This window comes from Amycolatopsis sp. NBC_00355 (assembly GCF_036104975.1).
Classification (GTDB): Bacteria; Actinomycetota; Actinomycetes; order Mycobacteriales; family Pseudonocardiaceae; genus Amycolatopsis.
This window is the reverse complement of record NZ_CP107982.1, coordinates 7,881,990-7,895,941: the sequence shown is the minus strand read 5'-3', so window position 1 is coordinate 7,895,941 and position 13,952 is coordinate 7,881,990. Positions and strand designations below refer to the sequence as shown.

Genomic DNA, 13,952 nt, shown 5'->3' with positions numbered 1-13,952 from the left:
CTGCCTCCGGCGTGCCGGGTACTGTCGAAAAACTGCTGACCAGGTACACTGCGTTTGATATCGAAGCTTCCGCACGTCACTACAGGCGTCGGGATCAGGCAGGCCACGAGGCCCGCCGACGTACTGCAATGTGCGTGCACGCCTCTTCCGGCATTCCCGGGACGGACCGGTTCCGCGCTTCACTTCAGCGCTGGGGACCAGGGTTTACTCCCGGTCGAGTGTCGAAACGGGACTCAGGGTTGTGCGCGCTGGTCACGAGAGAGGCGATCACCCTGACCGCAGAAAATCCCACAACCGAACAGAACTCCCCCGCCGTCGCGCTGGAACACAGCGAGACCGGCCCGGCCGCGCTCGACACCTCGCACCCGCTGCAGGCGGGCGTCGAGGTCGAGCCCGAGGCCCCGACCTTCGCGTCCTTCGGCGTCAAGCCGGAGATCATCAAAGCACTCGCCGAAGTCGGCATCGAACGGACCTTCGCGATCCAGGAGCTCACGCTGCCCCTGGCGATGGCCGGCGACGACCTCATCGGCCAGGCCCGCACCGGCATGGGCAAGACCCTGGGCTTCGGCGTCCCGCTGCTGCACCGCGTCGAGGTGCCGGGCGACGGCACCCCGCAGGTGCTGGTGGTCGTGCCGACCCGCGAGCTGTGCATCCAGGTCGCCAACGACCTCAAGGGCGCCGGCAAGCACCTCGGCATCCGCACCCTGGCCATCTACGGCGGCCGCCCGTACGAGCCGCAGATCGAGGCGCTCCGCAAGGGCATCGACGTCGTGATCGGCACCCCGGGGCGCCTGCTCGACCTCGCGGAGCAGAAGCACCTGGTGCTCGGCAAGGTCCGCGGGCTGGTGCTCGACGAGGCCGACGAGATGCTCGACCTGGGCTTCCTGCCCGACATCGAGCGCATCCTGCGGATGGTCCCGGACAAGCGCCAGACGATGCTGTTCTCGGCCACCATGCCGGGGCCGATCATCACGCTGGCCCGCACGTTCCTGAACCAGCCGACGCACATCCGCGCCGAGGAAAACGACGCGAGCGCGATCCACGAGCGCACCACCCAGTTCGTCTACCGGGCGCACTCGATGGACAAGCCCGAGGTCATCGCCCGGATCCTGCAGGCGGCCGACCGCGGTCTCACGATGATCTTCAGCCGCACCAAGCGCACCGCGCAGAAGGTGGCCGACGACCTGGTCGAGCGCGGTTTCGCCGCCGCGGCCGTGCACGGTGACCTGGGCCAGGGCGCCCGCGAGCAGGCTCTGCGCGCGTTCCGCTCCGGCAAGGTCGACGTGCTGGTCGCAACCGACGTCGCCGCCCGCGGCATCGACATCGACGACGTCACGCACGTGATCAACTACCAGTGCCCGGACGACGAGAAGACCTACGTCCACCGCATCGGCCGCACCGGCCGCGCGGGCCGCACCGGTGTCGCCGTCACGCTCGTCGACTGGGACGAGATGCCGCGCTGGAAGCTCATCTCGGACACCCTCGGCCTCGAGAAGCCGGAGCCGGTCGAGACGTACTCGTCGTCGAAGCACCTGTTCGAGGACCTGGGCATCCCGGCGGGCACCACCGGCCGGCTGCCGCTGGCCAAGCGCACCCGCGCCGGCCTGGGCGCCGAGGTCGAAGAGGACCTCGGCGGCAAGCGTCGCGGGCGCGGCCAGCCCCAGGGTCGCGGCAACACCTCCGCCGGTGGCCCCGAGTCGCCGTCGGCCGAGGAAGCGCCGCGCAAGCGCAACCGCACCCCGCGCAAGCGGACCCGCGGTGCCGCGCGCACGGGTGAGACGAGCGAGGGCACCGACAACGCGGCCGCCACGTCCGGCACCGAGTCCGGCGAGGCCGCCGAAGGCCGCACCCGGACGCGTCGCCGCACCCGCGGCACGGCCCCGGAGACGGCCGGCGCGGTGGAGAAGGAGTCCGGCGAGAACGCCGAACGCCCGGCTCGGCGGCGCCGCCGTCGCCGCCCGGCCGCGACTTCTGATACACCTGCGTCGGCAGACTGAGGCTTTAGCGCGGGGAGCAGGTACGTGAGCGACGAGGACAAGGCTGCTACTTCTTTGCCCGAAGAAGAGCCGGAGCAGCCTTCGGAAGCCGCTTTCGGCTCCGAAGACGTCCTCGACGACGTCGAACCTGCTCCACCCGCGCCGCGTGTCAAAGCACGTCGTTCGCCCTGGAACCGCGGCCGGGACCGCGTGCTCGCCGCCGTGCTCGCGGTGGTCGTCGTCGCGGTCGCGCTGGTCATCAGCGCGACCAGCGACAGCGAAGGCACCGACCGGACCAAGGCCGACCCGCCACCGCCGCTGCCCGCGGCGCCGAACGCGGTGCCCGGCTCGATGGCCGAGATCTGGAGCGCCCGCAGCGGCGCGACGCCGATCCCGGTGGCCGTCGGCGACTCCGTCGTCACGGCGGACGGCGGCGAGGTCGCCGCCCGCGACCCGCTGACCGGGCAGATCCGCTGGCACTACACGCGTGACCTGCCCTTGTGCACCCTCAACGAGACGTGGGGGCGGGTCAACGCCGTCTACCACAAGACCGAGAACTGCAGTGAGGTCACGCAGCTCGACCCGGGCACCGGCCGGATCACCGCCCAGCGCAACGGCAACGCCGAGCTGGGCACCCGGCTGGTCAGCGACGGCTCGCACGTGACCACCACCGGCAAGAAGCTGCTCGACACCTGGCGCGACGACCTGGTGCAGAGCGCCGAGTACGGCCAGGTCCCGGCGCTGGTCAACGCGGGCAAGCAGCCGCGCACCGGCTGCACGTACGGCACGGTCGCGGCGGCGTCGGGCAAGGTCGGCGTCATCGAGCGCTGCCCCGGCGACCCGGCGGACCGCCTGAGCGTCTACAAGGCGGCGCCGGAGAAGGACGACGAGCCCCAGATGGCGTTCAGCTCGGTGCTGGCCGGCAAGCGGGCGCGCGTGATCGCCATGTCAGGCGACCTGACGGCGGTGATCCTGCCGGACCAGAAGCTCCTGGTGATCTACAACGGCGACGGCTCCCAGCGCGCGGCGTACCCCCTGGACGTCCCGGCGGCCGACCTGGCCGCGGACCCGCAGGGCGGCGTCGAGCAGACGTCCCAGACCGCGGCGAACGTGTACTGGTTCAGCGGCTCGAAGGTGCTGGCGCTCTCGCGTGACGACTTGTCCCCGCGTTGGACGCTGGGCAGCGCGATGGGCCCGGGAGTGACGTTCGCGGGGCAGCTGGTGGTCCCGATCAAGGGCGGCCTGGCGGTGCTGGACGAGAACGACGGCTCCACGATCCGCACCGTGGGTGTCGACCGCCGCGGCTACGCGGGCCCGGTCCGCCTGGGCACGGCCGGCCCGGTCCTGCTGGAAGAACGCGGCGACACCCTCACCGCCTTGAAGTAACCGGTTCGTCAGGTGAGCCAGAAGAGGGTCAGCGCGGAGACCACGAACAGGACCACGGCGATCCCGGCCCCCGCGGCGGGAAGGCCGTTGCGGCGGTCGGCGACCCGCTGGGCCAGCAACGCCAGCACCGCGGCGACGGGGTGACCGATCAGCAGCACCGGGCCGGGGCCGGGTGCGTCCGTGTACAGGCAGACTCCCGCGACCACCAGCACGCCGACGGCCAGGACCGTGAGGCCCGCGGCCAGTGAGCCGGTCAGGCCGCGCCACCAGCGGCCGCCCGGCTTCGCGGGTTTCGCCGCGGCTTGCTCGACGGTCTCCTGCGACGGTGCTTCATCCGCATCTGTCTCGGCGTGCTCCACCGCACCGGCCGAACCGAGCTCGGGTGCGTCCGGGGCCGGCTCTTCGACCCGCCTCTGAGGCACCGCCTTCACGCCAGATGACGCCTCCGCCAGGTCGACGACCGGGTGAGGCGCCGTCTCCGCGTCATGCGCCGAAGCAGTCGGCTCCGCAACCTGTCCGCGGGGCGCCGCCTCCGCGTCGGCCGCGCGCGGAGGGACCGCCGGGTCCGCAACGACCTGATGAGGTGTCGTTTTGTCGTCCGGCCGCGGGGTCGGCAGGGGGACCGTTGCCAGTTCCTCGGTGTCCGGTGAGGCCACTTTCTCTCCTGTTCAGGGCGCGAGCAGGTCCCAGGGCTGCGCCTGCTGGGCCGTGTCCTGGCCCGCCGCGCAGCTCGGCCTGAAGTCGCACCAGGCGCAGCGGCGGTCCGGGCGGGGTGGGAACAGCACGTCCTCGTCGCCGCCCGCGTTCAGGGTATCCGTGGCCAGCCTCAGGTCCCCGGCGGTCTCTTCGGCGCGTTGCAGGTGCCGGCGCAGGCTCTCGGGCGTGTGCTCGGCCGCCGCGATCGTGCCGCTCGGGAGGTGGTGCAGCTCGACCGTGGTGCACGGGGTGCGCAGCGTCCGCGCCGACGCCACCGCGTACAGCGCCAGCGCCTGCGACGCCCGCGCCTCGTACTCGTCCGGCGCGCGGCGGCCCGTCTTGTAGTCGACGACCACCAGCTCGCCGTCACGCTGGTCGATGCGGTCCGCGCGGCCTTCGATGATCATCGACGGCCGCTCCCCCGGCTCCGGGTTGACCGGCGCCGACACCCAGCGCTCGAGCCCGACCGGGTCGTGCGTGACGTCGTTGTCCTCGACGTACTCCGCCACCCAGCCCTTGGCGCGGGCCCGGTAACGCGCGGCCTGGTCGGCGTCCTCGAACCCCGCGTCCTTCCAGTACTCGGCGACGAGCGCGACGGCCTTCTGCGGCACGCGCTTGAGCACCGGCAGGTCGAACAGCGCCCGCAACGCGTTGTGCACCACCGCGCCGAGCGTGCTGTGCGCCCACGGCCCGGTGCGCTGCGGCGTCGGCCGCGTCAGGTACGACAACTGGTACCGGCGCGGGCAGTCGTCGAAGGTCGACAGCCGCGCCGGTGACACCTTCGTCAGCCGGACCGGTTGCGCGACACCGAAATCGAAGCCCATCTGCTCCTTCACGGTTCCCCACGCTACGCACCACCACCGACACTTTCCGCGCCGGACCCGCACCGGCCGCCGCGCCCGCACCACCGCGCAAAGCCGTGAAGGCCTCCTTCCCGGCCATAAGAGCCGGTAAGGAGGCCTTCACGGCTTTTCCTACCGCACCACCTACCGGACCACCAGCACCGAGTGGGTGCCGCCGGTCGCGGCCACCGTCACCGTGCCGTTCACCGCGGCCGTCCGGACGACGTGGCCGTCCAGCAGCACCACACGCCCGGCCGGCACCGCCAGCGAACCGGACGTCCCGCGCGGCGCCGTCACCGTCAGGGAGAACACCGGCCCCTGTTGGGTCCACGAAGCCGACAACGCGCCCTTCGGCGTCGGCACCGCTCCACGCGCCCACGCGACCGTGCCCGGCTTCGGCGAAACCTGCCACGTCGCGAAGCCCGGTGACGTCGGCGAGACGCCCAGCAGCTCGTTCGTCAGCGCCGGGACGACGCCGGTGGACCAGCCGTGCGCCGCCGACGTGTAGCCCTGCTCGTAGTGCGAACCGCCGTCGCCGATGCCCTCCCAGTCCGTGATGCCCGGGTCGTGACTGGTCATCCAGCCGTACATCCGTTTGATCTGGTCGATCGCGGACGCCGCCTGCCCGGTCTGGAACCGGGCCACCAGCTCCGGGTACGAGGTGAACGCGTACACGCGCTTGGTGCCGTCCGAAACCAGCGTGTCGTTGTCCATGAACGGGTTCCCGTACGGCAGCGCCCCGGCCGCCAGCCGGGCCAAGGCGGTAGACGACTGCGCCGGCGACGCGATACCCGCGACGATCGCCTGGCTGTTGCCGTCCTGGCCGTGGCGCACCGCGCCCGTCGCCGAGTCGAGGTACGCCCCCGCCGCCGGGTCCCACAGGTACTGGTTCACCGCGGAAGCGACGCCTGAAGCGCGCGAAAGCCACCGATCGGCGTCGGCCGCGTGCCCGGTCGCCTTGGCGAGCCCGGCTGCGCCTTGAAGGGCCCGGACGTACAACGCGTTGTAGTACGTCACTTCGCCGGTGCGCGGGAGGAACGCGTAGTCGCCGTAACCGCCGGTGCCGTTGAGGCCCTTCGAGAGCAACCCGTGCGCGTCGGTGACCGACGGGTACCACGCGTCGAGCGTCTTCACGAGCTTCGCGTAGTACGACGACGCGTACGCGGTGTCGCCCGTGTAGAGCACGTAGTCCCAGCTCGCGGTGACCCACCAGAGCGGGTAGTCGAACAGCGGGAGCGTGTAGCCGTTGATCGACGCGGGCGGGATCCAGCCGTCCGCGCGCTGGTGGTCGGCCAGGTCGGCGAGCACGTTGCGCGCCGCCGTGCCGTCCTGGTGCGTCAGGTACTCGGTCAGCCCGGAGATCGCGACGTCGCCGACGTACGGGTCCCGGTCGCGCTTGGCGCCGTCGTGCAGCACGACCTTCCCGTCGAGCGACGGCGAGAACGCGCCGCGGGGGTCCACATCGGACGCCCGGAACGTGTCCATGCCCAGCTCGTTGGTGTAGGAAGCGTTGTACCAGTAGCGGTTCAGGGCGTCGTCGGACGACTCGAACCAGCCGCGGTAGGTGTCCGGCGTGCCGAGGAACGGCGTGAAGTCGAGCGAGACGCCGTTGATCCGCACCTCGCCGGACGCCTGCGTGAGCGGCGCGTCGGACGCGAGCGCGTCGAGGCTGATCCGCAGGTAGCGGAAGCCGCGCAGGCCGTCCGCGCACACCTGCGTGCCGCTCTGGCAGCCCATCGCGTCACGCCAGACGGTCGGCGTCGCGGGCACGGCGATCTGGTCGCTGCCCGGCCCGTTCGAGAAGTCCGAACGCGAGAAGTCGGAGCGTTCGCCCAGGTACTGCTGGGTTTCCGAGGTCGACACGCGGATGCCGGGGTGGTTCGCCGACGCGCCCGCGAACGAGATCTTCGGGTACCCCGAGACGACCTTGCCGAAGTCGAGCACCGCGACCGGCGTCGGCGGGTCGGCGACCAGGCCCGGCCAGACCTCGGTGACCCGGCTGAACTCGCCCGACGGCGTGGCCTGGTCCTTCGTCACGGTGATCCGGACCTGCGCGGTCGTCACCGCGCGGTCGAACGCCACCGCGCGCTGCACGTCGGTGTTGCCGGTGACCTTCGCCGCGGTGCGCCAGGCGCCGCCGTCCAGGACGTCGACCGTGAAGTCCTGCGGCACACCGTCCACACTGGACAGGACGGTGACGCCGGGGAGCGCGACGGGCGCGCCGGAGGTGATCGTCAGGACGTCCGGGTAGGCGCCGATCGTGTCGTCGTTCCAGAACGTGTCGGTATTGCCGTCGACCGCGTTGCCGGGAGCGTAGGTCCGCGGCTGGCCGTTGCCGCCGTTGTTGGGCGCGTGGAACGACGACGCGGCCGCCGTCGTCCCGCCCGGCCAGGCCGGCTTCGGCGGGGGTGCCTGCCGTTTGAGCGTCGTGACGCCCTGGCCGAGCAGGCCGTTCGGGTTGCTGACGTCGCCGGTGGTGGACAGCACGCGCACCGGCCGGACGTCCCGGCTTGTCGGTGCGACGACGTACTTCTGCCAGCCCGGCGCCGCCACGGCGGACGTGGCGGGCACCGCGGCGACGCCGCTCGCCACCAGGACCGTGACCGGCAGGACTGCTCTGAGCCACTTCATCGAGGCCTCCGCAAGGCGTTTGAATCGTTTCAACCGCTGAGCTGAGATTCAGGCTGCGCGAGGCGTGCCAACGATGTCAACGTACGGGCCGGATCCTGTCCGGCAGGACAACCCGAGTGGCGGGGGTCAGTTGCCGCCGGCGATGAAGCCGCGCACCGAGTTCGCGACGAGCTCGACGGCGATGGCCGCGAGGAGCAGACCGGCCACCTTGGCCAGCAGCGTGATGCCGCTTTCCTTGATCAGCCGGATGACGACGCCGGAGTAGCGCATGCAGATGTAGATGATGAAGTGCGTCATCACGATCGCCAGTGCCAGCGCGATGTACGCGCCGATGTGGCCGTCGGCCTGCCGGACGAACACGATGGTCGCGGCGATGGCGCCGGGCCCGGCCAGCAGCGGCGTACCGAGCGGCACGAGGGCGACGTTGACGTCTTCGGTGGCCGCTTCGGCCTCGTGGCCATTGCCGGTCAGCAGCTGCAGCGCGATGAGCAGGAGCAGCAGACCGCCCGCGCCCTGCAGGGCGGGGATACCGATGCCGAGGTAGGCCAGGATCGCCTGGCCCGCGACGGCGAAGAGGCTGATCACGAGCAGTGACACCAGGACGGCTTGGCGGGCCGCGCGGGCGCGCGTCGCGAGCGGTTTGCGGCCGACGAGGCTCAGGAACACCGGCACCGTGCCGGGCGGGTCCATGATGACGACGAGGGTGATCGTCGCGCTCATGAAGAGCTTGGCGTCGAAGAAGTCGGCGATCGCCATCTCAGCCCTTCACGACCTGGAACCCGGTCGCGCGGGCCATGAGTTCCTCCAGCTGCCCGGGGTCGGTGGTGCATTCGCCGAGCGCGATGGTCTTGTTCGTGCCGTGGTAGTCGCTCGAGCCGGTGACCAGCAGGCCGAGCTCGCCGGCGAGCTCCCGCGTGCGGGCGCGCGTGGCCGGGTCGTGGTTCGGGTGGTCGGCCTCGACGCCGGTGAGCCCGTGCGCGGCGAGACCGGCGAAGGTCTCTTCACTGATCGTGGCGCCGCGGCTGAACGCGAAGGGGTGCGCGATGACCGTGACCCCGCCGGCCGCGGCGATCATGTCGATGGCCTCTTCGACCGGGGTGTCGCGGCGGGCGACGTAGTAGCCGCGGCGGCTGTTCAGGTACTCGGCGAAGGCCTCGTCGACGCTCGTGACCAGCCCGGCGCGGACCAGTGCCTGCGCGAGGTGCGGGCGTCCGGCGGGCGAGTCCTCGGGCAGCAGGCCGAAGATCTCGTCGGCGTCGATGGGCAGGCCGTCGGCGGCCATCCGCTCGGCCATCTTGCGCAGCCGGGTGCGGCGTTCGATCCGCAGCCGGGTCTGCTCGGTGACGACGGCCTCGGCGGCCGGGTCGAAGAGGTAGGCCAGCAGGTGGACGCTGATCTGGCGGCCCGTCTCAGGGTCGGTCGAGACGGTGGACAGCTCGGCGCCGGGCACGAGCGTCAGGCCCGGCGGCAGGGCCTCGGTGGCCGGGGCCCAGCCCGCCGTGGTGTCGTGGTCGGTGATCGCGACGACGTCGAGCCCGGCTCTCGCGGCCGCGGCGACGAGCCCGGCCGGCGTGTCGGTGCCGTCGGAAGCGGTGGAATGGGCGTGCAGGTCGATGCGCATCGGGTCCATTGTCGACGATGCGCTGGGTCACACCCGCGCCGGGATCAGGCTGGTTCCGGACCGGCCGCCGCGCCCCGCCCACAGGACGCCGATCAGCCCGAACTCGCGCGGCGGCCGACGGCCGGCAAGCCGCACCGCCCCGCGCGCGTCAGCCGACCGGCTTCTTGCCCCGGGCGGCCCGCTGGGCCTTGATCATCGAGAAGCGCTCGGCCTGCTTCTGCTTGTCGCCGAAGACCAGCTCGGAGATCGTGTCGTAGAACTCCTCCGGCCGCGGCAGGAAGTCGATCTTGTTGAGCGCCTGGATCTGGCCGGCGGACTCGACCACCATCGTGCCGTAACCCATCATCCGGCCGGTGGCCGTGCGCACGTAGCTGAGGTCGGTGACCTTGCTGATGGGCATCATCAGCACCTTGGTCGTGAACACCCCGGTGGTCATGACGAACCGCTTGTCGGTGACCACCAGCCGTTCGACCCACCACTCCATCACCACGTAGGCGAACCGCAGCACCACGATCAGCGCCACGTACCAGAGGATGTTCTGGCCGATGTAAAGCGCCGGTGGCAGCAGGTAGGACACCAGGACGCAGATGGCGAGCAGAGCCGCCGCCTCGAAGGTGTCCCACAGCAGCACCGCCCAGTGGCGGCGGATCCGGATGACCCGCCGCTCGGTGTCGAGGAGGTACTCGTCGGGGTCGCGTGGCGCGAACATGGTTCGAGGGTAGCCCCCGATCAGCCCTTGAACACGTTGCTGACGAAGGTGATCACCGATTCGGCCGAGCTGCGCAGGAAGTCGACGATGTTTCCGACAAGGCCCGCGGCCTGACCGGGCTGGGCAATGACGAAGAACAGCACCAACGCGATACCGGCGAGGCCCGCAATCTTCTTCACGTTCACCGCGATCAAATCCCGTCTCTTACGGTGACACCGGACAACAGCGAAAAACTGACTTTTTACGTTGTACCGCACTGGAGGGGCGCGAGGGAGGAAAGTCCCGCGCTTGGGTCAGCACGCCGTCCGGAGTGTACCGTATGGCTACTCTCCGTGTACAGGACATCGGTTTTCAAGTCGGTCACGTCTACCCTTCGGGACATGACGGGCCTCACCGACACCACTGTCCGCTGCGTCGGCGGGATCGCGTACGACGACCAGGGCCGATTGCTGCTCATCCGGCGGGCCAACGACCCCGGTTCGGGCCAATGGTCTCTGCCAGGCGGACGAGTCGAGCCGGGCGAATCGGACGAAACGGCCGTGATCCGCGAGATGCGGGAGGAAACGGGCCTCGACGTGATTCCCGGCACACTGGTCGGCACCGTGACCCGCGGGCCGTACGAAATCCACGACTACGCCTGCCGCGTCGCGGGCGGCACGCTCACCGCGGGTGATGACGCCACGGACGCCCGCTGGGCCGATGCGGCAGACCTTTCGGACATGGACACGGCCGGCGCGCTCGTCGATCTCCTGTACGTGACGCTGCGCGACTGGAACGCCCTGCCACGCGCCTGAGCAAGACGGCGTTGGGGTCAAAAACCGCCGGTTCGATCTACGCCGGCGGCCAAGCCGGCGCGCCGGGCACGGATCTCCGGGGCACCGCTCGGTCCGTCGCCCTACGCCGGGAGCCAGGTCATCCGCTGCCCGTGGGGCGCGGTGCGGGCCAGCGCGTGGGCCACGGCCTCGCCCTCGTCCCACCGGACCACGCCCAGCGTCGCCAGGCCGTCCGCGCCCGCCAGCTCCGCGCGACCGGGGAGGACACCCTCCAGGGCGGCGCCGTAGAACTCCTCCGACACCCACCACAGGGGCCGGGAGGCCGCCAGCGCGGCCAGGGCGTCGACGAAGGCCGCCCGCCGCTCGGCCGTGAAGTACGCCAGGACGTGGCTCGTCAGGACCACCAGGGGCGTCTCGAGGGGCAGCGTCGCGGCCGCCGAGGACAGGTCGTCGACGCCGTCGCCCCGGATCAGCGGCGGGCGGTGCTTGGCCTGCTCGGCCGCCGCCGAGCGCAGCAGCCGGATGCGGTCGGGCTGGTCGGCCCAGACGCACGCCTCCAGCCAGGCCAGCTCGTCCTCGTCGGAGAGGTCGACCGGGGACCGGTCCAGCCCGGCCCGCGCCAGGACCGCCAGCTTCTTGGGCAGCTTGGGCGCCACCGCGCCCGGCGCCAGGTCGAGCGCGCAGTGCAGGCCGACCGCGGCCTTGGCCGGGCCCGCCGTCAGCTGCTCGCCGCCGTCGCACTGGTAGCGGTAGCCGAAGCGGTCGAGGCCGAGCAGCAGGCCGGCGCTGCAGCCGACCTCCAGCAGCGCGATCTTCCCGCCCGCTTCCTTCGCCGCCCGGGCCACGGCCGGGTACAGCAGCGCGGCACGGCGGACTTCATTCGTCTGGGTGTAGCGCGACGAGATGAGCGCCCGCGCCTTGTCCGCCCGCTCCAGCAGGAACGACCGGAACAGCGGCCACGTCTCGGAGTCGACGCCGTCGAAGCCGCCCAGCGACGGGTAGTACCGCGAGAGCGGGTGGATGGGGTCGGCCTGGACGAGCCGGTGCGCGGTCGCCATCAGCAGCGTCGCGTGCGCTTCGCCGTCGCGGGCGGCCGTCAGCAGCCCCGCGACGTCGTCGTCCTCGGCCGCCTGCGTCGCGAGGTGGTCGTACAACGGTGACACTCCGCGCGCTTCCACTTCCGCGAACGTGCGCAGTGTGTTCTTGACCCGGTCCAGTTCGATCGTCATCGGAGCCTCATTCGTGCGGGGTCGGCCGGCCCGGCTGCTCGCCGCCGCGGGCTTCCCCGTAGGAGCGCTTCGGCACCATGACCTTCCGCCGGAAGGTGCACACGATCAGGCCGTCCTGCTTGTAGCCGCGGGTCTCGACGTACACGACGCCGCGGTCGTCCTTCGACTTCGACGGCGTCTTGTCCAGCACCTCGGTCTCGCCGTAGATGGTGTCGCCGTGGAAGGTGGGTTTGACGTGCTTGAGGGACTCGACCTCGAGGTTCGCGATCGCCTTGCCCGAGACGTCCGGCACGGACATGCCCAGCAGCAGCGAATACACGTAGTTCCCGACGACGACGTTCTTGCCGAAGTCGGTCGTCTCGCCGGCGTAGTGCGCGTCGAGGTGCAGCGGGTGGTGGTTCATCGTGATCAGGCAGAACAGGTGGTCGTCGTACTCGGTGACCGTTTTGCCCGGCCAGTGCTTGTAGACCGCACCGACCTCGAACTCCTCGTAGTACCGCCCGAACTGCACTCGTCTCTCCTGTCCGCGTAACACCGCGTGAGCCTGGTACGACACGCATCCGTAGTGAGGAGTACCCTCAACCATTGGTGTTCGCTCGTCAACGCGAGCCCCACCACTCTCCACGTCACACGACCGCGCCTGGCCCGAAGGAGGTGAGGAACCCCGATGAGTAGTGGCGATAGTCCGCTCCCTAGTAGTCCCAGCGTTCCCACCACACCGGCCGGCCGGCTCATTTCCTGGTAGGTCTTCCGCGGCTTCGGGAGCGCTGGTGTTGCCGGGCGGACCCCGTTCCGCCTGGTCCGTCGTCCTCGCACGACCACGCACGACGCCCAGGAGACCTCATGCCTGCCATTCCTTCGCTCGGCGGCCTTCGCGGCCGCGGCAACAGCCGGGCCAAAGGCGTCCCCGTCCGGCCGATCCCGGTGCCGCTGTCGGCGTACGTCGTGGACTGCGCGGTGTACGTGGGCGGCAAGCGCGTACCCGGCCGCTGGACGCACATCGAGGCGATCAAAGAGGTCCGCAAGCGCCACGAGGGGTTCGTCTGGATCGGGCTGCACGAGCCCGACGCCGACCAGATCCAGGGCATCGCGGAGACGTTCGGGCTGCACGAGCTGGCCGTCGAGGACGCGCTCGAAGCGCACCAGCGGCCCAAGCTGGAGCGCTACGACGACACGCTGTTCCTCGTGGTCAAGACCGTCCGGTACGTCGAGCACGAGTCGCCGACTACGGCCAACGAGATCGTCGAGACCGGCGAGCTGATGGTGTTCCTCGGCCGCGACTTCGTCATCACCGTCCGGCACGGCAACCACTCCGGGCTGGCCCGGCTGCGCCGTGAGCTGGACGACGACCCCGAGCGGCTGCAGCTCGGCCCGGCCGCGGTCGTGCACGCGATCGCCGACCACGTCGTCGACCACTACCTCGACGTCACGGGCCGGATCGAGAACGACATCGACGTGATGGAGGCGCAGGTCTTCGCGCCGCGCTCGCTGGTCAGCGCCGAGCAGATCTACCTGATGAAGCGGGAGGTCCTGGAGCTGCGCCGGGCGGTGATGCCGCTGGCGACGCCGGTCCAGCGGCTGGCCGAGGGCTACACGCGGCTGGTGCCGGACGAGGTCCGCTCCTACTTCCGCGACGTCGCCGACCACCTCACGACCGTGTCCGAGCGCGTCGCGGCGTTCGACGAGCTGCTGTCCACCCTGGTCGACGCGACGGTCGCGAAGATCTCGCTGCAACAGAACACCGACATGCGCAAGATCACGTCGTGGGCGGCGATCATCACCGTGCCGACGATGATCGCCGGCATCTACGGGATGAACTTCGACTACCTGCCCGAACTGCACTGGAAGTTCGGGTACCCGCTGGTGATCACCGTGATCCTGGCGATCTGCCTGTTGCTGTACCGAATATTCCGGAAGAACGGCTGGCTCTAGGTCCCCTCTTTCTTTCCCGCCGGAATCGGAGAACACGTGATGCCTCGCATGCTGTCCAACCTCAAGGCCTGGGCGCTCGCGCTCAGCCTCCTCTGGATCTTCGTCATCACCTTCGTCATCGTCGCCGACCCCGGGTTCGCGCACGGCATGAAGTAGC

General features: G+C 70.7%; 13 protein-coding genes. 4 read left to right on the top strand and 9 right to left on the bottom strand.

The annotated features are described in order from the left end of the window. Positions 1-368: 368 nt before the first annotated feature. Together OHS18_RS36385 and OHS18_RS36380 are read left to right on the top strand one after the other, a co-directional pair. Entirely contained in the window at positions 369-1,997 is a 1,629-nt protein-coding gene (locus tag OHS18_RS36385) for a DEAD/DEAH box helicase (RefSeq protein ID WP_328618642.1), read from the top strand. A gap of 24 nt (positions 1,998-2,021) precedes the next feature. Further along, positions 2,022-3,362 (top strand): Rv3212 family protein, encoded by a 1,341-nt coding sequence (locus OHS18_RS36380; RefSeq protein ID WP_328613818.1) that lies wholly within the window; start codon positions 2,022-2,024, stop codon positions 3,360-3,362. An 8-nt stretch (positions 3,363-3,370) separates the two neighbouring features. Here OHS18_RS36380 and OHS18_RS36375 read toward each other — a convergent pair whose 3' ends face one another. The 7 genes from OHS18_RS36375 to OHS18_RS36345 all read right to left on the bottom strand — a co-directional run bounded on the left by OHS18_RS36375 (position 3,371) and on the right by OHS18_RS36345 (position 10,046). Next, positions 3,371-3,784, bottom strand: coding sequence for a hypothetical protein (locus OHS18_RS36375; protein ID WP_328613817.1), 414 nt, complete (start codon positions 3,782-3,784; stop codon positions 3,371-3,373). Between the two features lie 246 nt (positions 3,785-4,030). Beyond that, positions 4,031-4,882 (bottom strand): RecB family exonuclease, encoded by an 852-nt coding sequence (locus tag OHS18_RS36370; RefSeq protein WP_328459079.1) that lies wholly within the window; start codon positions 4,880-4,882, stop codon positions 4,031-4,033. Between the two features lie 162 nt (positions 4,883-5,044). After that, positions 5,045-7,531, bottom strand: a complete 2,487-nt coding sequence (locus OHS18_RS36365; RefSeq protein ID WP_328613816.1) for an alpha-L-rhamnosidase-related protein — start codon at positions 7,529-7,531, stop codon at positions 5,045-5,047. 126 nt (positions 7,532-7,657) lie between these two features. Continuing rightward, complete coding sequence (locus OHS18_RS36360; protein ID WP_328444842.1) at positions 7,658-8,287, bottom strand: MarC family protein; 630 nt, start codon at positions 8,285-8,287, stop codon at positions 7,658-7,660. A gap of 1 nt (position 8,288) precedes the next feature. Beyond that, entirely contained in the window at positions 8,289-9,152 is an 864-nt protein-coding gene (locus OHS18_RS36355; RefSeq protein WP_442874300.1) for a PHP domain-containing protein, read from the bottom strand. A gap of 148 nt (positions 9,153-9,300) precedes the next feature. Then, entirely contained in the window at positions 9,301-9,861 is a 561-nt protein-coding gene (locus OHS18_RS36350; RefSeq protein WP_247014507.1) for a PH domain-containing protein, read from the bottom strand. A 20-nt stretch (positions 9,862-9,881) separates the two neighbouring features. Then, complete coding sequence (locus tag OHS18_RS36345) at positions 9,882-10,046, bottom strand: hypothetical protein (protein ID WP_167379843.1); 165 nt, start codon at positions 10,044-10,046, stop codon at positions 9,882-9,884. Between the two features lie 195 nt (positions 10,047-10,241). Here OHS18_RS36345 and OHS18_RS36340 point away from each other — a divergent pair, with 195 nt between their 5' ends. Beyond that, a complete protein-coding gene (locus OHS18_RS36340; protein ID WP_328444854.1) occupies positions 10,242-10,655 on the top strand; it encodes an NUDIX hydrolase in 414 nt (137 codons plus the stop codon). Positions 10,656-10,756: 101 nt separating this feature from the next. On the opposite strand, the gene OHS18_RS36335 is transcribed toward OHS18_RS36340, so the two are convergent. Continuing rightward, positions 10,757-11,863 (bottom strand): DUF2332 domain-containing protein, encoded by a 1,107-nt coding sequence (locus OHS18_RS36335; RefSeq protein ID WP_328613815.1) that lies wholly within the window; start codon positions 11,861-11,863, stop codon positions 10,757-10,759. Between the two features lie 7 nt (positions 11,864-11,870). After that, positions 11,871-12,374 carry a MaoC family dehydratase gene (locus OHS18_RS36330; RefSeq protein WP_328444858.1) on the bottom strand — a complete coding sequence of 168 codons (504 nt, stop codon included), beginning with the start codon at positions 12,372-12,374 and terminating at the stop codon, positions 11,871-11,873. 332 nt (positions 12,375-12,706) lie between these two features. Between OHS18_RS36330 and corA the strand changes: the two genes are divergently transcribed. Then, positions 12,707-13,795 carry a magnesium/cobalt transporter CorA gene (gene corA / locus OHS18_RS36325; RefSeq protein WP_326946327.1) on the top strand — a complete coding sequence of 363 codons (1,089 nt, stop codon included), beginning with the start codon at positions 12,707-12,709 and terminating at the stop codon, positions 13,793-13,795. Positions 13,796-13,952: the final 157 nt, after the last annotated feature.